Source organism: Rhizobium sp. FG96, assembly GCF_057808655.1.
In genome coordinates, this window is the sequence record NZ_JBMDIL010000020.1 from 1 (window position 1) to 21,533 (window position 21,533).

General features: G+C 59.6%; 23 protein-coding genes and 2 riboswitches. Of the genes, 9 read left to right on the plus strand and 14 right to left on the minus strand.

Annotated elements, in window-relative coordinates:
* The 9 genes from nrdE to ACODR6_RS29505 all read right to left on the minus strand — a co-directional run.
* The coding region (gene nrdE / locus ACODR6_RS29465) for a class 1b ribonucleoside-diphosphate reductase subunit alpha (RefSeq protein ID WP_489026135.1) at positions 1–1,801 on the minus strand (1,801 nt) is incomplete at its 3' end.
* 59 nt (positions 1,802–1,860) lie between these two features.
* Entirely contained in the window at positions 1,861–2,259 is a 399-nt protein-coding gene (gene nrdI / locus ACODR6_RS29470) for a class Ib ribonucleoside-diphosphate reductase assembly flavoprotein NrdI (RefSeq protein ID WP_489026000.1), read from the minus strand.
* 11 nt (positions 2,260–2,270) lie between these two features.
* Complete coding sequence (gene nrdH, locus ACODR6_RS29475) at positions 2,271–2,492, minus strand: glutaredoxin-like protein NrdH (RefSeq protein ID WP_237371229.1); 222 nt, start codon at positions 2,490–2,492, stop codon at positions 2,271–2,273.
* 246 nt (positions 2,493–2,738) lie between these two features.
* A riboswitch (cobalamin riboswitch) is annotated at positions 2,739–2,953 on the minus strand.
* Positions 2,954–3,035: 82 nt separating this feature from the next.
* A complete protein-coding gene (locus ACODR6_RS29480; protein ID WP_489026002.1) occupies positions 3,036–3,611 on the minus strand; it encodes a GNAT family N-acetyltransferase in 576 nt (191 codons plus the stop codon).
* 152 nt (positions 3,612–3,763) lie between these two features.
* Positions 3,764–4,792: a methionine synthase gene (locus ACODR6_RS29485; RefSeq protein ID WP_489026004.1), complete on the minus strand. Its 1,029-nt coding sequence runs from the start codon at positions 4,790–4,792 to the stop codon at positions 3,764–3,766.
* A 27-nt stretch (positions 4,793–4,819) separates the two neighbouring features.
* Positions 4,820–5,869: a DUF1852 domain-containing protein gene (locus ACODR6_RS29490; RefSeq protein WP_489026005.1), complete on the minus strand. Its 1,050-nt coding sequence runs from the start codon at positions 5,867–5,869 to the stop codon at positions 4,820–4,822.
* A gap of 143 nt (positions 5,870–6,012) precedes the next feature.
* Positions 6,013–6,894: a LysR family transcriptional regulator gene (locus tag ACODR6_RS29495; protein ID WP_489026007.1), complete on the minus strand. Its 882-nt coding sequence runs from the start codon at positions 6,892–6,894 to the stop codon at positions 6,013–6,015.
* The gene (locus ACODR6_RS29500) at positions 6,887–7,726 is read right to left on the minus strand and encodes an acyl-CoA thioesterase (protein ID WP_489026009.1); all 840 of its coding nucleotides are present in this window, start codon (positions 7,724–7,726) and stop codon (positions 6,887–6,889) included. Before ACODR6_RS29500 ends, ACODR6_RS29495 begins: the two co-directional genes overlap by 8 nt.
* 99 nt (positions 7,727–7,825) lie before the next feature.
* Positions 7,826–8,034: riboswitch (cobalamin riboswitch) on the minus strand.
* Between the two features lie 276 nt (positions 8,035–8,310).
* Positions 8,311–9,846: a serine hydrolase domain-containing protein gene (locus ACODR6_RS29505; protein WP_109854062.1), complete on the minus strand. Its 1,536-nt coding sequence runs from the start codon at positions 9,844–9,846 to the stop codon at positions 8,311–8,313.
* Between ACODR6_RS29505 and ACODR6_RS29510 the strand changes: the two genes are divergently transcribed.
* A complete protein-coding gene (locus tag ACODR6_RS29510) occupies positions 9,793–10,731 on the plus strand; it encodes an IS110 family transposase (protein ID WP_109853973.1) in 939 nt (312 codons plus the stop codon). The genes ACODR6_RS29505 and ACODR6_RS29510 overlap by 54 nt on opposite strands.
* Positions 10,732–10,836: 105 nt before the next feature.
* Here the strand turns inward: ACODR6_RS29510 and ACODR6_RS29515 are convergent, their stop codons facing one another.
* The 3 genes from ACODR6_RS29515 to ACODR6_RS29525 form a co-directional block, all read right to left on the minus strand.
* Positions 10,837–11,259, minus strand: coding sequence for a DUF2306 domain-containing protein (locus ACODR6_RS29515; protein WP_109853974.1), 423 nt, complete (start codon positions 11,257–11,259; stop codon positions 10,837–10,839).
* 244 nt (positions 11,260–11,503) lie between these two features.
* Positions 11,504–12,064: a DUF4865 family protein gene (locus ACODR6_RS29520; protein ID WP_109853975.1), complete on the minus strand. Its 561-nt coding sequence runs from the start codon at positions 12,062–12,064 to the stop codon at positions 11,504–11,506.
* A gap of 4 nt (positions 12,065–12,068) precedes the next feature.
* Complete coding sequence (locus tag ACODR6_RS29525) at positions 12,069–13,070, minus strand: DMT family transporter (protein ID WP_210204226.1); 1,002 nt, start codon at positions 13,068–13,070, stop codon at positions 12,069–12,071.
* 59 nt (positions 13,071–13,129) lie between these two features.
* Here ACODR6_RS29525 and ACODR6_RS29530 point away from each other — a divergent pair, with 59 nt between their 5' ends.
* From ACODR6_RS29530 to ACODR6_RS29540, 3 genes are all read left to right on the plus strand, one after another.
* A complete protein-coding gene (locus tag ACODR6_RS29530) occupies positions 13,130–14,041 on the plus strand; it encodes a LysR family transcriptional regulator (RefSeq protein WP_109853976.1) in 912 nt (303 codons plus the stop codon).
* Between the two features lie 97 nt (positions 14,042–14,138).
* Positions 14,139–15,344, plus strand: coding sequence for an alpha/beta hydrolase (locus ACODR6_RS29535; protein ID WP_489026013.1), 1,206 nt, complete (start codon positions 14,139–14,141; stop codon positions 15,342–15,344).
* 42 nt (positions 15,345–15,386) lie between these two features.
* The gene (locus tag ACODR6_RS29540) at positions 15,387–15,686 is read left to right on the plus strand and encodes a YciI family protein (protein ID WP_109853977.1); all 300 of its coding nucleotides are present in this window, start codon (positions 15,387–15,389) and stop codon (positions 15,684–15,686) included.
* Positions 15,687–15,768: 82 nt separating this feature from the next.
* Here the strand turns inward: ACODR6_RS29540 and ACODR6_RS29545 are convergent, their stop codons facing one another.
* Both ACODR6_RS29545 and ACODR6_RS29550 read right to left on the minus strand, forming a co-directional pair.
* On the minus strand, positions 15,769–16,584 hold the full coding sequence (locus tag ACODR6_RS29545) for an FAD-dependent monooxygenase (RefSeq protein ID WP_489026136.1): 816 nt from the start codon (positions 16,582–16,584) through the stop codon (positions 15,769–15,771).
* A complete protein-coding gene (locus ACODR6_RS29550; protein WP_489026015.1) occupies positions 16,551–16,952 on the minus strand; it encodes a hypothetical protein in 402 nt (133 codons plus the stop codon). Before ACODR6_RS29550 ends, ACODR6_RS29545 begins: the two co-directional genes overlap by 34 nt.
* Before the next feature lie 103 nt (positions 16,953–17,055).
* Here ACODR6_RS29550 and ACODR6_RS29555 point away from each other — a divergent pair, with 103 nt between their 5' ends.
* The 5 genes from ACODR6_RS29555 (at position 17,056) to ACODR6_RS29575 (ending at position 21,482) form a co-directional block, all read left to right on the plus strand.
* The gene (locus tag ACODR6_RS29555; RefSeq protein WP_109853978.1) at positions 17,056–17,679 is read left to right on the plus strand and encodes a TetR/AcrR family transcriptional regulator; all 624 of its coding nucleotides are present in this window, start codon (positions 17,056–17,058) and stop codon (positions 17,677–17,679) included.
* Positions 17,680–18,002: 323 nt separating this feature from the next.
* Positions 18,003–18,377, plus strand: a complete 375-nt coding sequence (locus ACODR6_RS29560) for a DsrE family protein (protein WP_109853979.1) — start codon at positions 18,003–18,005, stop codon at positions 18,375–18,377.
* A gap of 80 nt (positions 18,378–18,457) precedes the next feature.
* Complete coding sequence (locus ACODR6_RS29565; RefSeq protein ID WP_109853980.1) at positions 18,458–18,955, plus strand: YybH family protein; 498 nt, start codon at positions 18,458–18,460, stop codon at positions 18,953–18,955.
* Positions 18,956–19,152: 197 nt separating this feature from the next.
* Positions 19,153–19,731: a TetR/AcrR family transcriptional regulator gene (locus ACODR6_RS29570; RefSeq protein WP_181366533.1), complete on the plus strand. Its 579-nt coding sequence runs from the start codon at positions 19,153–19,155 to the stop codon at positions 19,729–19,731.
* Entirely contained in the window at positions 19,728–21,482 is a 1,755-nt protein-coding gene (locus ACODR6_RS29575; RefSeq protein ID WP_109853982.1) for a pyridoxamine 5'-phosphate oxidase family protein, read from the plus strand. Before ACODR6_RS29570 ends, ACODR6_RS29575 begins: the two co-directional genes overlap by 4 nt.
* Positions 21,483–21,533 lie beyond the last annotated feature (51 nt).

Here is a 21,533-nt window from a genome sequence, read left to right on the forward strand (position 1 = left end):
AATAGACGCGGCCGATCTTGCCTTCCTTGCGGATCTCGATCTTCGAGACGATCGGATGGATCGAGGAGGTCGAGTGGTTGATGTAGGAGATCGACCCCGTCGGCGGCACGGCCTGAAGGTTCTGATTGTAGAGCCCACCGGCCATGACGGCGGCCTTCAGCGCGCTCCAGTCTTCCTGCGTCGGAATGTGAATTCCAGCCTTCTCAAATAGCTCTGCAACTTTTTCCGTCACAGGGTTCCACGCGCGGTCAGTGTATTTGTCGAAATACTCACCCGAGGCATATGTCGAGTTTTGGAAGCCCTTAAAGCTTCGACCCTTCTCGACGGCAAGGCGGTTGGACGCCTTCAGCGCATGATAGGTCACCGTGTAAAAGTAGATGTTGGTAAAATCGATCCCTTCTTCAGAGCCATAGAAGATGCGCTCGCGTGCGAGATAGCCATGCAGGTTCATCTGACCGAGCCCGATGGCGTGGCTGTCGTCATTACCCTTGGCGACGGATGGCACCGACATGATGTTGCTCATTTCGGAGACAGCCGTCAGCGCCCTGATCGACGTTTCGATCGTCTTGCCGAAATCGGCACTATCCATCGCGGCGGCAATGTTCAGGGAGCCAAGATTGCAGGAAATGTCCTTGCCCATCTGAGCGTAGGACAGATCATCGTTGAACTTGCTCGGCTCACTCACCTGCAGGATTTCGGAGCAGAGATTGCTCATCGAGATACGGCCGGCAATAGGATTGGCGCGGTTCACCGTGTCCTCAAACATGATGTAGGGATAGCCGCTCTCGAACTGGATTTCGGCAATCACCTGGAAGAAGTCGCGCGCCTTGATCTTCTTCTTGGCGATACGGGCATCCTCGACCATCTCGCGATATTTCTCCGTCACGGAGATCTCGGTAAAGGCCACGCCATAGACGCGCTCCACGTCATGGGGCGAGAAGAGGTACATATCCTCGTTGTTTTTCGCGAGTTCGAAGGTAATGTCGGGGATGACGACACCCAGCGACAGCGTCTTGATGCGGATCTTCTCGTCGGCATTCTCGCGCTTGGTGTCGAGGAAGCGCATGATGTCGGGGTGATGGGCGTTCAGATAGACGGCACCCGCACCCTGGCGCGCTCCGAGCTGGTTGGCATAGGAGAAGGCGTCTTCCAGAAGCTTCATCACCGGAATGACGCCGGAGGACTGGTTCTCGATCTGCTTGATCGGTGCGCCCATCTCACGCAGATTGGTGAGCGAAAGCGCAACACCGCCGCCGCGCTTGGAGAGCTGAAGCGCCGAATTGATCGAGCGGCCGATGCTTTCCATATTGTCTTCGACACGCAGCAGGAAGCAGGAGACGAGTTCGCCTCGCTGTTGCTTGCCGGCATTCAGGAAGGTCGGCGTTGCCGGCTGGAAGCGGCCGGAAATGATCTCGTCCATGAGATCACGGGCAAGCTGCTCGTTGCCGCGGGCAAGCGTCAGCGCCACCATGCAGACGCGGTCCTCATAGCGCTCCAGGTAGCGCTTTCCGTCGAACGTCTTCAGCGTATAGGACGTGTAATATTTGAACGCACCGAGGAACGTCGGGAAGCGGAACTTCCGTGAATAGGCTTCATCGAACAAATCGCGCACGAAGTTGAACGAATACTGGTCCAGAACCTCGCGCTCGTAATAGCCCTCGGTCACAAGGTAATCTAGCTTTTCCCGCAGGTTATGGAAAAAGACCGTGTTCTGGTTGACGTGCTGCAGAAAATACTGCTTGGCCGCCTGCCGGTCCTTGTCGAGCTGGATACGGCCGTCCTCGTCATAGAGGTTCAACATGGCGTTGAGGGCGTGGTAATCCAGCGCAGGTGCAGTGGCCTTGGCTGGCCGCTCGAGTTCTAGTGTTTCCAAAATCGTTCCAGTCCCTGTCTAACGGCGGTCACGTCTTCTTGCGTTCCGAGAAGCTCGAACCGGTAGAGAAGCGGCACGCCACATTTGTCGGCGATGATCTTGCCGGCGCGCCCATAGGCCGCGCCGAAATTGGTATTGCCAGCGGCAATCACGCCGCGGATCAGGCTTCGATTGTCCGGATTGTTGAGAAAGCGGATGACCGGTTTTGGCACCGCGCCCTTGTCCCCGCCGCCGCCATAGGTGGGCGTCACCAGCACGAACGGGGCCTCAACCACGGGCGGCTCCTCGGCTACATCGATCGGAAGGCGCAGTGCATCGCAGCCGAGCTTTTCGACGAAGCGGCGAGTATTCTCCGAGGTGCTGGAGAAATAGACGAGACCGCCCACGGGTCCTGAACTCAGGCGAGCGCGCTGATCATATCGGGACGGAAACCCGCCCAATGCTGCTCACCGGCGATGACAACGGGCACCTGCCGATATCCGAGTTCTGACACCAGTGCGAAAGCCTGCGCGTCTTCGGAAACGTCGACGACGGTGTAATCAATCCCCTGCCGGTCAAGGGCGCGGGTGGTGGCGGTGCATTGAACGCAGGCTGGCTTGGAATAGACAGTGATCGACATGGCTTCCTCGTGATGCTGGACGCAGAAAGATATGTCCGGCCTGGCATCAGACCGGAGCGAAACAGGGCTTTGATCGACATGGACGTCGAAAATGGACGCAGCCGAAACGACTACGGATCAGCGATGATCTGGAATTGTGAACTCATGGCCTTCACCCCGAAGCAGACAGATAGCGGGGCAACAAGGACGGCAAGCGACCGGCTTTATCCGGACGCAACATACCGCACCCTGCCGGACACCCCGCCGGCGGACGTATCGATCAAGGCAGGTCTCCTGGCTCACGGGTCACCGCACCTTTTCCGCCTTCCCGGGAATTCCCAGTGGCATGATGAAAAAGGCACTCGCCGTTCACAGTTGCGGGGGCAGCCTCGGCTTCACGGACATCATGTCCACTACCGAATTCCCGTCTTAGCCCCTGATCCGGTTTCGAATCAAAGGGAACCTCGAACACTACATATGGTAGACGAGGTTAAATCTGCGTCAACGGATATGATGCGCCTGTGCCAAATTCACGGGGGATAACTGGCTCCCGACCGCAGATCGTCAGTCCTTCCTGGTCAGAAGCGACTTGTCAAAGTCCACGCTGGTATCCGTCCCCTTTGCCGAAGGGTACGAGAACCGGCCGAACTCGATGTAACCTTGACTTCGCCAGAAGCTGAGGGTGTCAGGTGTTTGCGCATCGGCATGCAGATAGGATGTGACATACCCAAGATCGCGCGCCTTCTCTTCCAGGGCAGAAGCGATCGCACGGCCCAGGCCTTTCCGCCGCAAGTCGGGTTCAAGATAGACCCGGACGATCTGGCACACGCTGGCGGCGTCCCGATATCGATCTTGCAGCCGGATCGCCAGGGCAGGCTTGTTTTGAAGACCGTAGAGGCCTCCGGCGGCGACAATGCGCTGTTCTTCGTCGCGCACGACCAGGAAGGCGCCGCGTTTTCCTTTCGAGAACCAGCTCTCCGGGGATGTGTCCGAGAGCGAATCCAGATCCGTGTGCCATGCCGGCGTATAGTCGATCTTGTAAAAATCCTTGATGATCCGCAGGCAGAACGCGCGGGCCTCAGTCCGCGTAGCCAATGGAGCGTCATCACTGAGCCAGAGCAGCGAAGTGTATGTCATCATAGAGGCCGCTCCGATGGCAGGGCTGTCGGTTTGGAGGAAGCCTCCTCATGCTAATGAAGACGCTGGCGCCAGGCTAGTGGAGCTTTGCCGCCTTCTGTGAGGAAGAGGCGAAGATGTCCAGGCGCGCGCGGGAGAGCATTTCACTCCCCGCATCAGGCAGACAATTCCCTGCGGACGATATCCGCGCCTGCGCTCAGGGCCTTCAGCTTGCCTTTCGCCACACGGCGGGACAGCGGGGCCATGCCGCAGTTCGTGCAAGGGCAAAGATTTTCGGCATCGACGAACCGGAGAGCCTTTCGCAAGGTTGCAGCAACCTCCTGCGGCGTCTCGATTGTATTGCTCGCCACGTCGATCGCACCGACCATTACTTTCTTGCCGCGGACAAGCTCGATCAGATCCATCGGAACATGGGAGTTGTGGCATTCCAGCGAGATCATGCCGATGCTGGATTTCTGCAGGGTCGGGAAGGTTCGCTCATACTGCCGCCACTCAGAACCGAGCGTTTTTTTCCAGTCGGTATTGGCCTTGATCCCATAGCCATAGCAGATATGCACCGCCGTTTCGCATTTGAGCCCTTCGATCGCCCTTTCCAGGGTGGGAACACCCCAGTCGTTCACCTCATCGAAGAAGACGTTGAATGCCGGCTCATCGAACTGAATGATATCGACACCGGCAGCCTCGAGTTCCTTCGCTTCTTCATTGAGGATCTTGGCGAACTCCCATGCCAGCTTTTCCCGGCTCTTGTAGTGGTTATCGAAAAGTGTATCGATCATGGTCATCGGGCCGGGAAGCGCCCATTTGATCGGCCGCTTGGTCTGCTTGCGCAGGAACTTGGCATCTTCAACGAATACAGATTTCTGCCGAGACACAGCGCCGACGACCGTCGGGACGCTCGCGTCATAGCGATCCCGAATTCTGACCGTCTCACGCTTTTCAAAATCAACGCCGTCAAGGTGCTCGATAAACGTCGTGACGAAGTGCTGACGCGTCTGCTCGCCATCGCTGACGATATCAATGCCCGCTTGGCTCTGGTCATCGAGAGCAAGGCGAAGGGCATCTTGCTTGCCTTCGGTTAATTCCTCACCTTCCAGTTTCCACGGCGACCAGAGCTTCTCAGGCTCTGCAAGCCATGAAGGCTTCGGCAGGCTTCCGGCAGTGGATGTGGGCAAAAGTGTTTTCATGGCATTCGACCTTGTGATTTTGGTTCGTCAATGGGCGTGTCTGGCGGACCACTGTTCAAGAATGTGCCCGTAGGGCTTGATCAGATGGTCCTCGGCGAACTTGCCCTGCTCCACGGCAAGCCGGCTCCGCTCTTCCCGATCGTAGATTATGCGGGTCAGGGAGTAGTCCTGATGTTTCAGGCTCGGCTGATAGACGCTGCCGGACGGTGAATTGGCATTGTAGATTTCGGGGCGATAGATCTTTTGGAACGTCTCCATCGTGCTGATCGTGCCGATCAGTTCAATATTGGTGTAGTCACTCAGCAAATCGCCTGAAAAATAGAAGGCAAGAGGCGCAACGCTGTTCGGCGGCATGAAGAAGCGAACCTGTAGCCCCATCTTCCCGAAATATTCGTCGGTCAAAGAAAACTCATTTTGCTGGTATTCGATACCGAGTATCGGATGCCGATTTTCAGTCCGACGATACATCCTGCTGCTTGATGCGCTGAGGCAGATGACCGGGGATTTAAGAAAATGATCCCTGTAGGCCTTTGAATTCACGAACGATTTGAACAGGTTTCCGTGCAGATCGCCAAAATTGTCTGGCGCGCCGAATGTGGGCCGATCCTTATTGTGGTTTGGCAGCACGACGCTGAAATCATAGTCACGGATGTAGGAGGACAGGTTATTTCCAACAATGCCGTCGATGCGCGCATTCGTGGCGCGATCGATGATTGTCGTTTTCAGGATCTCGATGACGGGGAAGGCGTCAGATTGGCCTCGAACATTGGTCGCAAGCTCCACAGAGACTATGTCGAGGGCGACGGAATAGCGGTCACCCGTAGGATTGTCCCAAGGGGCCAAAGCGTTGAAGCGGTTGTCGATCATCTTCAATGTGTTGCGAAGATTTTCCTGACGGCCCGCTCCCCTGGCGAGGTTGGCGAAGTTTGTCGTGATGCGCGTGTTCACTGCCGGAACGTAGTTCTCATCGAAGGGAATACTCTTGAGAGCGAAATGAAAGCCCGTGTCCTGCACCTCATCTTTCTGTACATCCGAATTGAAAGCGGGGTCGCTTCGTTTCTCCTTTATCGCTCTCATCGCTTTTCTCGCCCTCTACTCATAAGTGCTGCAGAAATCTACTGCTGATTTGTGCCTCCTTATGTCTGAGCTTTTGAGAGAGAAAAATTGATTTGATTTCACACAATCATGAGCGGCTCTCATGCTTTGGAATGCAGGCTTTCTCACGAACGGCGCGACGTCGTGAGAAAGCCTGCGATGAAATCGATGGCCTCGTCCCCACATCTCAGTCCGAGATGAATGCTCTTGTGGATCCCGGCCTGTCCGATCCGCACTGGACGGACTCCAAGCGTTGCTGCCTCCTGACGCACCAGCCAGTCTGGAATAGCGCTGACGCCGCGGCCGGCCGCCACGAGCTGAAGCATCATTTCCGTGGTCTCGACATTGCGATGGTGGCGCGGGCTGCAATTGGCCGGCACCAGAAACTGCGTGAATACATCCAGCCGCTGCGGTGGCACCGGGTAGGTCAGGAGCGTTTCATGGGTGAGATCCGTCGGATCGGCACAGTCCCTGTTCGCAAGCGGGTGGGAGCTTGGAACTGCGAGCACGAGCTCATAATCAAACACCGGCACATAAAGAATGCCCGGCGCCTCGATTGGATCTGGAGTGATCAGGATGTCGATCTCATGGCCCGTCAGCGCCGACATACCGCCAGATGCGAATGAAGTCGTCAGCTCGAGGTCCACCTGCGGCCAGTCCATAAGGTAGGGTTTTGTCACACTCATGAGCCATTGATGGCAGGGATGACATTCCATGCCGATTTTCAAAGAGCCCCGCTGCCCCTGACGATAGTCCATCAGCACATTTTCAGCTCTCTCGATCTGGGGCAGGACACGCTGCGCCACCGAAACAACGTAGCGCCCAGCCTGTGTGAGACGCAGATTGCGGCCGTCCTTCTCCCACATCGCCACGCCATAGCGGTCTTCCAGCTTTCGGATCATATGGCTGAGCGCGGACTGGGTCACGTTGAGCCGTTCCGCGGCTGCGGTCAGACTTCCCAGGCGATCCACTTCGCGCAGGATCGATAAATGCTGACGGTCAAGCATGAGCGTGTCCGTTCTCGCTGCTGGAAGCTGCTGTAGCGAGGGCTCTCTCGGCAATGGAAATTGGCCGGCTGTCTTCGCCGACCGCCACCATGTTGAAGCATCCAGTGGCGGTAATGGATCTTTCGCCCGTCAGCAGATTTTCCGACCACAGCTTTGTCTCAACCCGCATCGAGCTGTGACCAACACGTTCGATACGAGCCTCCGCCTCGACGATCTCCCCGATCTCAATGGGTCTCGCAAAGTCGACACGCTCGGATGACGCCAGGACCACCAGCTTGCCGGAGTAGCGCGACGCTTCCACGAAGGCGGCTTTTGTCATGAAGGAGATGGCCTCGCCACCGAACATCCGCCCGACACTGTTTGCCTGATCCGGGAATACGATATCCACCATCCTGACACCCGCCATCGAGAGCGGCGTCACCATGGGCAGAAGTTCCGGTAAGGAAAAATCCCGAGCATTCTCTCCGTCGGGAATGGCCACCATATGAAAGATCCCGCGAGTGCAGGCATGTCGTTGATGCCCAACGACGGTCTCCGCGAACATCTCGACCTCGACCGTCAGAGATCTTCGCCCAGCTCTGACCGGTGTCGCCGAGAATTCAACGATGTGGCCGACACGCGCCGGCTGCTTGAAATCGATGCGCTCGCAGGAGGCTGTCACAAAGGGAACACGTCCGAAGCGGGTAGCTGCGATGAACGCGACGCGATCCATGAGTGCAAGACCAGCTCCGCCAAATAGCGTACCGTGATGGTTTGTATCTCCGGGAAAAACGATGTCTATGAGACTGGTCGCCAGAGCTTGCTGGCCGGTTGATTTGATAGTCCGTGTCATCCGCAATTCCATCAGGTTGTGACGGGGCGGACGCATGACGCAAGGCGAACGACACGGCATGCCGATCGCTGAAAGCGGCACACCGGGACACCCCGCCCGTGGACGTTATCTATCGCGGCAGGTCTCCTGGCTTGCGGGTCATCGCTGACGTTCGTCTTCCCGAGGGCTTCCTCAGTGACATATTGAACGTCAACTCTCCGCCTACAGTTGCGGGGGCAGCTCCGGTATGGGCGATTGTCTCGCCGCCACCGAATTCCCTCTTAGCTCCGGATTTCGACATCCGCAGAACCACGATTGGCGCACTATGTCTTGGCAAGCGTATAGCCGTCAACCATATAACGACATCTTTATATGGCATGATCCACGCTCGCGTGATCCCAAAGCAATCGAACGCGATTCTGTCTTCATGACAGAGTCGAACAGACGACCCTTCACTTCTAAAAACGACAGACGCCTTGAAGGGAATCGAACCGGCGGCAGGTTAATAAGACAACTAAAGTATCTGGAAGGAAATGCTTCTTGGATAACGCATATTTATGGAACATCGAGCCCGATGACCGAGTGAATATTGAGCGTGAGGATACCTACATCTGTTCTATGATCTGCCGGAAGATCGGCGGCCACCAGCATCCCGGCGGAAAGCGCTCGCTGAGCCGGACGATCACCGTGCGGTCTTTCGGCGACACATAGATATGCTGTCCCAGGGCACCCATCGCAAAGAAATCATCAATGTCGCCGTGCTGGTAGCCCCACCAGAAATGCTTGTAGAATACCTTGCCCGAAGCGAATACGCGCCCCCAAGGCTTGCCGTTATAGTAGCGAAACCAGTCAGGGTCGCGTCGCGCCCCTGTGGCGCCTGTACTCGAGGCCACCCAGTCTGCCGGCACCACTTGGCGCCCGCCCACCATGCCGCCATCGAGGAACATCTGGCCGAATTTGGCGAGGTCCACCGCCGTCGCATTCAGGCCGCTCTCCATATGAGCAAAGCCCGCAGCCGTGCTATCGACCGTCAGGCTGGCTCGATTTTCTGCGCCGATCGGCTGCCATAGCTTGCGCTCGAAATAGCGCTGTAGTGGCTCGCCGGTTGCCTTTTCCAGCATCATGCCGACGATCATCAGGTGGTAGTCGTTATAATGAAAATAGGCGCCGACCGGATCGCTCACCGGCGCCCGCAGGGCCGCTGCTCGGCAGTCGGGAGAAAGATAGACGATCGCATCGTCCGACCAAGGCATCACCCCCTCGACGAAGCGCAGGCCACTGCGCATCTCGAGCAGGTGCCGCAAGGTCAGCGCACCCGCCGGCGATCCCGAAAGTGCCGGCAGCAGGGCCCCGACCGTCTCGTCGAGCCCAGCAAACAAACCCTCAGAAATGGCGCAACCCACCAATGCCGAAGTAAACGACTTGGTTACCGAGAAGCAGCGGTTGACGGTCTCGCGCGCGCCACCATTGCCGTAAAACTCGTATACAATGCTGCCGTCGCGGACAGCCACAAGCGCCGTGGTGCCGGTATCGACGAGCAGGCTCTCCAGAGCCGTTTCGTGGGTGCCTTTCGGGCCAAGTGTCGTGATCGCGCCGAATGTGACGTCCTTGTCGGACCGCGGCAGAGGAAGTGGCTTTTCGGCGGCTGCCAGCGCAACGCTGGGCAGGAGGAGGTGGTCATGATTGGACACCCCGCGCAGCCTGAGGAAGCGGCCAAGCCGCGTCGACATGAGGATGCCTTCCCCGTTCACCGCGTTCTCTCCATTCAACAAGCCGAGCACCAAGTCGCACTGCGCTTTCGGTTGATCTTGGCTGTCTTGTTTCTCTTGTCTCGTTGCCAGGCAGATAAGGATAGCTTGGCACGAGATGCTTGTCTTATGATTTTGGAGCTTCTTCGTGAGATAAGGAAGCGCCGGAGAGGACGGCCATCCTTCTCCGGCGATGGGGGACGGATCGTGGAAATGCAGGCCGCCATTCTGACGAATGCCGGGCCGAGCTAGAGTATGATCGCCCCCATCTTTTCCAATCGTCCTGAACGGATACCCGAGCTTTGAGGCTCGGATGACAAGCATGGGAGATGAGAAAAGATGACGGATATTACCATCGGCGCGGACATCTCGAAAGACCATGTCGATCTGCATATGTTGCCGGAGGGCCGAACGTTGAAGGTTGCCAATGACCGCAAGGGATTTGCAGCTATTCTCAAATGGATCGGCTCGAAGGCCGTGCAACGCATCGTCTACGAACCGACCGGTCCCTACCACAAAGCCTTCGAGCGGTTCATGGTCGTGCAGGGACTGCCGCTCTCCAAGGTCAATCCCCGCCTTGCCCGGCGTTTCTGCGAAGCCACCGGTCGTCTGGCCAAGACGGACAGGATCGACGCCTGTCTACTGGTCCGTTACGGTGCACTTCTGGAGACGCGCATCCTTCAGGCCAACACGCAAGTCCTCAATGACTTGAAAGAGCTGCATACGGCAAGACTGGCCCTCATCAAGGACAGGACAGCCGCGAAGAACAGGGCCAAGACCCTTTCCAGTCCGCTCCTGAAGAAACACAATGTAGACAGGCTCAGGCAGATCGAACACCAGATCACGGCCATCGACGGTGCCATCACGGCTCTGATTGCAAAGGACCCGTCCCTCAAGGCCAGGTTCGATATCCTCGTTTCGATCCCAGGTGTGTCGCAGATCACAGGCTTTACGCTTCTCATCGACATGCCCGAACTGGGCCAGATCGACGAGAAGGCCGCAGCCGCGCTCGCAGGTCTTGCCCCGATGAACCGGCAGTCAGGACGATGGACCGGGCGCGCTTTCATTACCGGCGGAAGGGCCATCGTCCGCAAAGCGCTCTACATGCCGGCTCTCGTCGCATCCCGCTTCAACGAAGACCTCAAGGCCAAATACGACCAACTCAAAGCCGCAGGAAAGCCGCCCAAGGTCGCCATAACAGCCATCATGCGAAAGCTCATCGTCCTGGCGAACGCTCTGCTCCGCAAAAACCAGAAATGGACCCCAAAACACCCTTGATCAAAACGGATACTCTAGCTGTGAACCTAAATCAGCCCTCCGGGCTTCAAGCCGGCCGCTACACTACACGCTGGCCCTTAGAGCCGTGGTGCCCCATGCGCACGATCAGGTGCAAGACCCGTGCGTTGTCGATGTGCCAAATACGACATCGTGCATGATCCGCCCAGGCGACAACGTGAATACGCCGGCTATCAACAGAGCCCCAGCGAATAGAAAAAGCATCGCCTTTTGATGTTTTTTCACGCGGTGGCTGCGGGCATGCAGAACCGCAAGCGGCAGAACCACAAGCGTTAGGATTGAAAGACCGTGAATTATACTGAATGGACCAAACATACATAAGGTATGGATCCAGAACGAAGACAGGGCCGTTAAGGCCATAAGAATGACCCATATCCATCCTGCGGTTCTGTGCGGCAACGTGCCCTTTGGAGCGGCGATCTGTACTGTTCCAAGAACAAATGCCGCCATTGCAGCAAATGCATGCGCCCGCACAGCAAACGGGGCAACAAGTAACGGCTCAAGTGTCATGACATTCCCTCCTTTTTTTCATTATTATTTATTAGGCATGTATTCGCGCTCATCCCCACTGTCTACATTTTTGTAGTGGAATTTTTGATTCACGAATCAACTCGCGGCGGTGCTATTTGTTGTCGGCACGTTCGTGGATTCCCTGCAGAGGCGGCCGCTCACTGGCAGAGATGCGTCAGGGACCAGAACCTAATCGCTCGACCTGGCCAGTTGCCTCCGGCGCCCTTGGCGAGTTGGCCGGGGGTCAAGCGCCGGTCGCCACATGGCCGACCTCGTAGATCTGCCCCTCTCCGGTGGATGCGTCGATCGGATGTCTCCAGAAGCTGAAACTGAGAAATGTCCATCCCCCCGGATCGAACGCGGAGACGAACGCAACCGCGCCTGCGGCCATTGCCTCTTCCGCGCGGCGCCCCTCGGCCCCGCGCAGAGCGTGCAGATCAACTTCGGGGGGAATGGAGATTATCTGGCGCTGCGCAAAACGGGCTCCAGGCAAGTCCGAGCCGATTTTGGCCTCCCAGATCGTCCAGGTCGTGACCGGCGGCCGGCCAAAATCGCCCGAAAGCGCGGCAAAGCCTGGCCCGGACACGAATTCGGCCATGCCCTCGGCACGCCGCCAAATGTAAAACGGCGCGTAGAGGTTCGTCGGGCTGGAATAGGTTCCGGCACGCCGCCGCGCCATGAGGAATGCCTTGAAGCCGAGGCCTTCGAACCCGTTCATCAAGTGCCCCTTGTCACGGATGCGGCGCGCAATGATCTCCATGTCATAGTCGGCGGGCAGCGTTACGCTATAGTGCATTCCGATCATGATCTCAGCCCCTTGAGGTTGTGTGCAGGTGAATGGCGGGCTTGCGCCGTCCCGGTGCGACGATGCGACCGCTTGCGAGAAGAACACCGAAAATCGCGACCGCCATGCCAATGACCTGTGCGACGTCCGGCGTCCGCCCGAAAGCTGCTGCGAAAACCAGCGCGGCAACGGGCACGAGGTTTAGAAGAACCGAGGTCGCGGCCGGGCCGCGCACGGCAATGCCCTTCTGCCAAAAGAGATAGGTCAGCACCGATCCCGCCAGCGCCATCCACAGGACCGCCGCGCAGGAACTGGCGGAGGCATGCGCGAGCGCCGCGACCGGATTCTCCACCATGAAGGCGGCGGCGAGCAGCGCTATTGCTCCGAACAGCATGGTCCATGTCGATGTGGCGAGCGGACTGGCGTCGCGGACCCAGCGGCGGCAGCCGATCGTGTAGATGGCCCATGCGACGCTGCCTGCGAAGATGACCGGATCGCCGGGCGCAAGATGCGCACCTGAAAACGCGCCAATGGTCAAGGCAATACCGAAAAGGCTGATGACCATGCCGAGGAGCGCCATTGGGCTGGGCCATCGCAGGCTGATCAGCGCCTCAAGAAGGTTCGTCGTCAAGGGGACGGTCCCGAGGATCAAAGCGGCCGTCACCGGGCTGGATGTGCGCATGCCAAGGAAAAGGGCGGCGTTGAAGCCTGCGACCCCCAGAATGCCGAGCACGACGAAGGCGATGGCGTTGCGCCGGAGCGCCTGCCACCCTCCACGCTCGACAATGCCCATCCAGACGAAGATGGCTGCGGCGGCAATGACGAAGCGCCCGGCGGCGGCCGTCCATGGCGGCAGGTCATGAAGCGCAATCCGCGTCGCCTCGAAGCTCGATCCCCAGAAAATGGCGGCCGTGGCGCTGAGCAGGAATGCGACACGTTCACGTGACGCGGCGGGCTCGGAAGGCATTTCGATATCGGTGACGGTCATGGGAGCAGTCCTCAGGTCGAAGTTGCCCTTGAATTGCATTCCTTTTCCTGTGCCGATATAGAATAAGCTCGAAGATCGTTTTTCGAAAATGGAAAGCCATGCAGCGGCTGAACTGGGATGACATCCGCCTTTTCCTGGCGCTTGCCCGTGAGGGCACCCTGTCGGGCGCGGCCCAATCGCTGGGCATTGGCGTGGCGACGATCTCCCGGCGCATCGACCGCATCGAACACGCCATCGGCCTGCCATTGTTCCTGCGCAGCCAGCAAGGCTATGCGCTGACCGACCAGGGGGCGGCGCTCCTTCCGCGCGCCGAGCGGATGGAGCTTGCCGAACACGAAATGCGGGCCGAGGCCGCGCTTCAGGTCGACATTCGCGGCAAGGTACGGGTCGCGAGCGTCGAGACCCTGCTCCTGCCAGTGGTGATTCCGGCGCTCGAGCCGCTGCTGCAGGCCAATCCGGGGCTTGATGTCGAGGTGATCTATTCGCCCACAACCGTCAATCTGCACCGCCACGATGCTGATCTGGCATTGCGCATGGTCGTTCCGCAAGGCGGTAATTTGCTAGTGCGCCGCCTGGCTACGATGGGTTTCGGTCTCTATGGGCCCGCCGATGGCAGTCTGCCGACGAGGCATGTCACCTGGCCCGAGCTCGCGGGCGTCGAGACGCTGCTGAACTGGTCGCGGTCATTCAGCACGGCCGAGACCAGCCGCTTTTCGGCAAATACGCTGGAATCGCTTCTGGAGGCCGTGCGGCGCGGCATCGGGGTCGGAGTACTGCCGCACTTCCTGGCATGCCAGGCGGGGCTGCGCCTGATTACCGACGAGCTTCCCCAGGGAGGCAAGATGGAGCGCCCTGTCGTGCTGGCCACGCATGCCGAACTTGCGGCTTCGCGCCGCGTCCGCGTGGTTGCCGATGCGATTGCCGAAAAGGTGCTGGCGTTCCGCCGGCAACTTGAAACCGGTGTGCCCTCTTCCTCCGGTTCCGGCGAGGATCTGCAAGCTTCGGTGTGACAGCGCGCGCCCCCGCGCCCAAATCGACTGCGATCTTGCTCCCCGCTTTCTATTTTCGGAAAACAGTCTGCGAAAATTCTCTGTAGAATTTCGGGAAATGAAAATCAGACTGTTGACCTATCGACATCAACAGGATTGGAACACCATCATGGAACAGGAAAAAATCGGCTGGAAGGAGCTCACGGCAATCGACGGGCATCGCGGCGAACAGACGGTGGCGACCATTGCCGAGTCATCCGCCGTCCTTGCCGAAAACCTGGTAAGCCACGCATTCGGCAGCATATTTTCTCAGACCGGCCTGCCGCGCCGCGAGCGCGAACTCGTAACATTAGGCGTGCTCGGCGCCATCGGCGGCGCCGAACCGCAATTGCGCGTACATCTCGACGCTGCGCTTCGGGTCGGGGCGCATCCCGACGAACTTGTTGCACTTGCCGAACATCTGTCCATCTATGCCGGTTATCCCCGCGCGCTCAACGTGCTGCGTGAAGTGCGCGGGTCCGTGCTGAACGCAGGGGGCCCCGCGCTGATGAAGACGCGCAAGCTGATGCTCGGCGATCATCAGACGCGCGTTTTCGACAGCGCCAGCGACAAGCCCGCCCTGATCCTCGTTCACGCTCTCGGGCTCGACCACCGGATGTGGCGCGACGTCATCCCATTGATCGCCGACACGTTTCGCGTGATTGCCTATGATTTGCGCGGTTATGGCGCTGCAGCCGGCGCGCCGACGGCGAAAGGGCTTGAAACCTATGCCGACGACCTCGTCGCCTTGCTCGACGGTCTTCAGATCGAAAGCACGCATGTGGTCGGATTGTCGCTGGGCGGATCGATCGCGCAGCAAGTGGCGCTCATGAAACCAGAACGGATGAAATCTCTGACCATCGTTGCATCGACCGCCTGGTCCTTCGACGCATTTGAGCAGCGGGCGCTTGCAGCGGAACGCGACGGCATGGAGGCGCAAATCATTCCCAGCCTCACACGCTGGTTCCGCCCCGAAGACCTGGCGCGAAACGGCTGGGCGGTGCGCTATGCGCGAGACGCGGTCGAGCGTGCATTCGTCGCCGATTGGGTGGCCGGCTGGCATGCGCTCGCCACGATCACGACAGGCGAGCGGCTCGGCAAGATCCGGGTTCCGACCCATGTGATTGCGGGCGAAAAGGACGCATCCACGCCGCCGGACCTGATGAAGCGGATGTTGGAGGTACCCGACGCGACCTATTCCGAAATCGCAGGCGCGCCGCACATGGTGTCCCTCACGCATCCCGCCCCCTTGGCAGAGGCAATCATGCGCGGCATCGCCGCCTGAGTACGCCGGCAATCATATCACTTGAACGGAAGGAATATGCCAATGTTTATCGTTTCATTGACCTACAAGGTGCCGCTTGCGGAAATCGACGCCAACCTCGAGGCCCATCGCCGCTTTCTGGATCGGAACTTTGCAAGCGGCATCTTTCTCGCCTCGGGCCCGAAGGAGCCGCGCACCGGCGGGATCATCCTCGCGCCGGGAGCCGACAGGCAGGCTCTGGAACAGGTACTTGCTGGGGACCCGTTCCATTACCTGGGCCTTGCCGACTACGCCATCGACGCAGTCCGTCTGACGCGATTTGCGGATGACCTGCCGGAAGCGTGCCGCGACCGCCTGCGTTGATCGATACGGCGGACAGTCTCCAGGGACAGCTGTCGCTCTGCCGGACGCGGCCTTTCCAAACTGCGTCTCGGCGGCGACAAGCCTATCCAAATTGGTAGTCGGGCAAGTCCAGATCGTCTTTCAGACTGTTGCCAAGCATCAGGTCGCTGGCGCCGGGGATGCTCATCAGCTTGCTGGCCTGGTTGCGAAACCAGACGCCGAGATCGGTACTCGGCACAAAGGTCGAGGCGAAATTCTCAGCCGATCTTTGCTTGGTTTCGAGGAGGGGTCGCAGACGGTCCTCGTAGGCGGGAAAGGCAACGCGATAGTCACCGTTTGCGCGATGCAGCTCGCCCGCAAGGACATAGGCTTCAATCATGGCAAGGCCAGTCCCTTCACCGGCCAGAAGCGAAACGGCGGCTGCGGCATCCCCCAGCAGCGCGACGCGCCCCTTGCGCCAGCGCGGCATCTTGATCTGGCTCATCCTGTCGAAATAGATCGCTTCGGCGCCCACAAGCGCCCGCATGATAGCGGGGATTTCCCACCCGAGCCCCTGAAACTCCTTCGTCACCAAGGCGACAATTTCCTCCTTGTTTCCGCAATGGTCCGTGCGGCCAGGATCACAGCGGAACACGAGCAGAAAAAGGGTGCGATCCTCACGCAGCGCAAACCGCGCCACCTGATGCGAGGGCGCGGCAAAGATGACATAAGCATCCTCGTCGCGCGGTCGGTATCCGGCGATCTCGAATGCGGCAACGGCATATCCGAGATAGGTTTTGAACTGTGGCTCGTCGCCGAAGCACAACGCCCGCACACCGGAATGCTGACCGTCCGCACCAATGACGAGGTCGAACTGTTCGACCGCGCCGTCAGCGAAGCTGACCTTTACGCCCCCCTCTTCTTCATGCAGCGCGGCGATGCGCGAACCAAAGCGTGTCTCCGCCGGCCTTCGAGCGTTTCGAAAATCGTTCTGGCAAGCGCGCTTCGCTGGATGGAAACGAAATCGCCGGCGACCGAACGCGTGCTCTCGGTGGAAAAGGCGCCCGCCCTCTCACCCTTCGCATTGACGAAGCGCACTTCCTTGCGTTCGTAACCGCGCTCGAGCAAAGTCGATTCGATGCCCATCTTGCGCGCCACTTGGTAGCCCAGTCCCCAGAAGTCTACGAGGTAGCCGCCGGTCCGAAATTTGGGCGCCTGCTCGATCAGGACGGGCTGGTGGCCAGAACGTGCAAGCCAATAGGCCAAGGTCGTGCCGGCGATACCAGCACCGCTGATGCCAATTTTCATGATCGATCCCTCGTGAAGATGATTTCGAACGATCTGTACCGTTTGTTTGCACCACTGGTACAAACGCTTGTCAAAAGGGTCCGGCCTGCGCTGAGGGACGTCAATGAGCCGAAACCGACTTGAGAATCTGGATCCCGAAAAGCAGCGCGTCCTGTTCGAGGCTGCAGGGGCCGAGTTCGCGGCCCATGGATTTGACAGCGCCTCGCTCAATCGCATTCTCGAAAAGTCAGGGATCGGAAAGAGCACGCTCTATTACTATTTCGACGACAAGGCGGATCTCTTCACGACTATGGTGGAACGGGCGATTGCCCTCCTCTTTCGCCAGATCGGCAGTTTCGATCCCGAAGCACTGACGGCCGAGGCGTTCTGGCTCGAACTGGAGGGTCGTTACAGCAAAGCCGTGACGATTGTGAACGCGAACAACTGGCTCGTCCGCTTCGGCCACATCTTTTACGCCCTGCGCGGCCAGCCCAAGACGAGCGCTGCCACCAACCGGCTCTTTCAATCTGTCCGCCAATGGGTCGGCCGCCTGATCGCCCGGGGCCAGGACATTGGCGTCGTTCGATCGGATCTGCCGGAATCGCTCCTCATCGACCTCACGATGGGCCTTCTCGAGACCCTCGACCGCTGGGTGGTCGGGCATTGGAGCGAGCTGTTGCTTTCCCAAAGGGAGGCAATGCCCGCCGAACACATGGCGCTGCTGCGCGAGCTTCTGGCGCCTAAATAGCGCCCGCGGCGGCATCGTAAACTTAACGGCAACGAAGACACACCATGACGCCGGCCGAGTTTGTCGGTCACGCTCGGGCGATTGTCGCCCATAGTTTCATCGCCTCTGAACGCAATTCGCGATGATAGTCGGATGAGGTGTTGTGGCGGGGGATATGGGTTTCAGCCCTTCCATGCTCGCCCAGATGCTAGTGTCTTTTTCGGTGACGTTCAGTTACCAGCCGAGCGCACTCTTGACGACGGCACGCCTTCGTCGTATTGTACCGAACGGTCCATCCAAAGCTCGACGACATCCGCCGAGCCTCACGTCACAGAGGAGTTTCCATGAAGACTGCGATTGTCGTATTTTCCGATCCCAAGTCCGGCAGCGACGAAGCGGTCGGGCGCTTGTTCAACGCGCTGGCCGCGGCGTACGACCTCAAACAGAAGAACGAGCACGTCGAGATCGTGTTCCAGGGAGCAGGCACGCGCTGGGCGGGTGTGCTTACCCAGAAGGATCACCCGGCCCACGCGCTCTACAAGGCCGTCCAGGATAAGGTGGTGGGTGTCTCGTCTGGATGCGCGGACGTCTTCGGTGCGCGTGCAGACGCCGAGAAGAACGGATTCTCCCTGATCACCACGAACCAGGTGCCGGGCACGTCCGGCCTTCCGAGCCTCGCGGCGTACGCGAAGGACGGCTATTCCGTGCTCACCTTCTGATGCATCCGAGGATCGCAGCACGCTTGGTACGCGGCGTGCTGCGGTCAAACAGTTGCGTCCCATTTTTCCAGGAGAGATTCATGACAAACAGATCAGTTCCTTTAACTTCTTCGCGTCGTGAGATGCTGGTGGCCTCCGCCGCATTGTTCGCCACCGGTATCGGTGGCCTCGGACAGGTGCATGCACAGGGCACGACCGAGATGCCTCTGCCCCGCCGTCCGGAAGACGTGACCCCGTACATTTCGAGCGCCATCACCGCGGGTGACCTCGACGCCGCCATGAAAATCTACGTTGCAGACGCGGTTTTCGTGACCAAGCCCGGCACCGCCGTGCAAGGCCACGAGGCCATTCGTGCGACATTGTCCGAATTCATGCAGTTGAAGCTGCCTATCAAGGCGACTGACAAACACGTCGTGGTCAGTGGAGATGTCGCGCTCGTTATCTCCGAATGGGTCATGGAAGGCAACGGGCCTGACGGTAAGCCCTTGAAATTGTCGGGAACGTCCTCCGATGTCGTCCGCCGGGAAGCGGATGGGGTTTGGCGCTTCGTGATCGACAACCCATTCGGTACTATCTGAACTGAGACTACGCACTCTTGACGAAGGCATGCCTTGTGGCACCGAATGTTCCACAAACGTTCGGCGCGATCCGCCGGGTCTTGCGGCGTATGCGAAGGGCGGCTATTCCGTGTGCACCTTCTGATACATCCGAAGATCGCAGCACGCCTGGTACACGGCGTGCTGCGGTCACGAACCCACACCGAGGCCCGTCGACCATGCCCGCTGCTCTCATCCCGAAAGAAGAAGTGCTCGCGCGACTCCTGGAGGTCTTCCGCGAGCACGGATACGAAGGTGCGTCCCTCGCGGTCCTGTCGGAAGCGACGGGCCTCGGTCGTTCGAGCCTCTACCACCACTTCCCCGGCGGAAAGGAAGAGATGGCGACGAGTGTGCTCGCCTATCTCGACGGCTTGCTCAAACAGGCGCTCTACGCGCCGCTTGAGACGAAGGCTAGTCCGAACAAGAAGCTCGACGAGATGCTCGCCGTGTTGGATGAGGTCTACGACGGTGGGACGAAGGCGTGTTTACTCGAGCGGCTCTGCGCGAGCGCGGGTCGTCCCGTCATCGGCGGTCCACTCCGTCGCTCGTTCGACCTCTGGCTGACTGCGTTTGAGACGCTTGGAGTCGACGCTGGAATTCCGCGCGCTGTCGCGCGGTCCCGCGCCGAGGACGCGCTCGGGCGCATTGAGGGGGCACTCGTGGTCGTCGCAGGGACGGGGAACAAGAGAGTGTTCGCGCGGGCGCTCAAGGACGTACGCGCGACGCTGCTCGCCAATAAGGAGACCGTGGCGTCATGACGGGGAGCATCCGCAAGTCGCACCGCCAGCACGAGGGAGAGCTCCGCATCCAGGCTCGGCGGAACACGCCTCCGGAGCAGACCGAGGCGATCCGCGGCGTGATCCACGATGAGATGTCGCGCCAGCACGTCGTCTACTACGCTCGCCTGCCGTACTTGCCGCTCGGCGTGCTCGACGAGAGCGGCCGGCCGTGGGTGACCATTCTCTGCAACCCCGAGACGACCGCGCCCTCGACCGAGCTCCTGGTCGTGCGGGCTCGGGTGAACCCGGACGATCCATTCGTGCGCGCGGTGTGCTCGCCAATGCCCGGCGCGCGACTCTTCGCGGGCGTCGCGATCGATTTCACGACGCGCTCGCGCGTTAAGCTCTCGGGTTCGGTGGACGCGGCGACGTTCGATGGACGTTCACTCAGGCTCGCGCTGCGCGCGAACGAGCACATGGGGAATTGCCCCAAGTACATCACGGTGAGGGACCTTCGCCCGAAGGCTCGGACGCCGAGCACCACCCCGCTCGGCACGGAGCTCTCGTCCGCGGCGCGAGACATTCTCCGGCGAGCGAGCACCATCTTCATCGCCACGCGACATACCGACAGCGATCCCTCCGAATCCGACATGGGGCTGAACCATCGCGGCGGACCGAAGGGGTTCCTCCGCTCCTTCGACGACGAGAACGGGACGCATCTCGTTATGCCCGACTACTCGGGTAATCGCTTTTATCAGTCGCTAGGCAACGTCGAGACCGATCCGGTGATGGGCGTCGCGATACCCGACTTCACCACTGGCGCGATGCTCCACGTGACCGGGCGTGCGCGCAATCTCTTCGATGAAGATGCATCGCGCATTATGCCGGGCGCGACGCTGATCACACTGATCACGATCGACGAGGCGCTGCTTACTACGGGTGCGCTCGACCTCGAGATCGTCGGTGACGAGCAGCTCTCGCCCTACAACCCGAAACCGAGGATCCTCGCGAGCGAGACTCCGAGCGACCGATATCCGCTCGCCATGAAGGCCACGCTCGTCGACGTGATCGAAGAGTCGACGCTCGTCTCGACGTTCACGTTCGCGCTCCCGCGGGAGGCCGAGCTCGTCCCCGGTGGCCACGCCATCTTCGACTTCGGAAGCCGGTTCGATCGTTCGTACCAGCACATGAACAACTTCGACCCACAGTCGCTGAACGATGACTACGTGCGGACGTATACGGTGTCGAGGGTATCGCCTGATCGCCGACAGATCTCGATCACGGTCAAGAAGGCCGGAGTCGTCTCGTCGTACTTGCACTCGCTAGCGAATCATCGCGTTCCACCGATCGAGATCGATCTCCTGGGATTCGGTGGAGCGTTCACGTGTCTCGATGAAGGTCGCGTGCTTCCGCACATGCTCTGGGTGGCCGGCGGCGTCGGGATCACTCCCTTCCTCGCGATGCACCGGGCGCTGCGCGACTCCGGGCGTCCGATGCCCGAGGTCACGCTCTTCTATTCGTGCCGCGGCGACGAAATCTCGCTAATCGACGGGATGACCGACATCGAAGTACGCGTGTTCGACTCGACGGGTAAGGCGCAGAGTGCAAGTGCGGACGGGCGTCGTGTCCATCCGCGCCGGCTCCGCGCCACCGACTTCGACGATGTGCCCACGCTCGACCACGCGATCGTGTTTGTCTGCGGGCCCGATCGGTTCATGGCGGACGTCCGCGCGTGGCTTGAGCCCAAGATCGACCCCGGCCGGCTGCGGTTCGAGAGCTTTGACTTCTAATGCTGATTGAAGCACGGGAAGCCATCGAGCGATACCGTGCCTTTGTCGCGC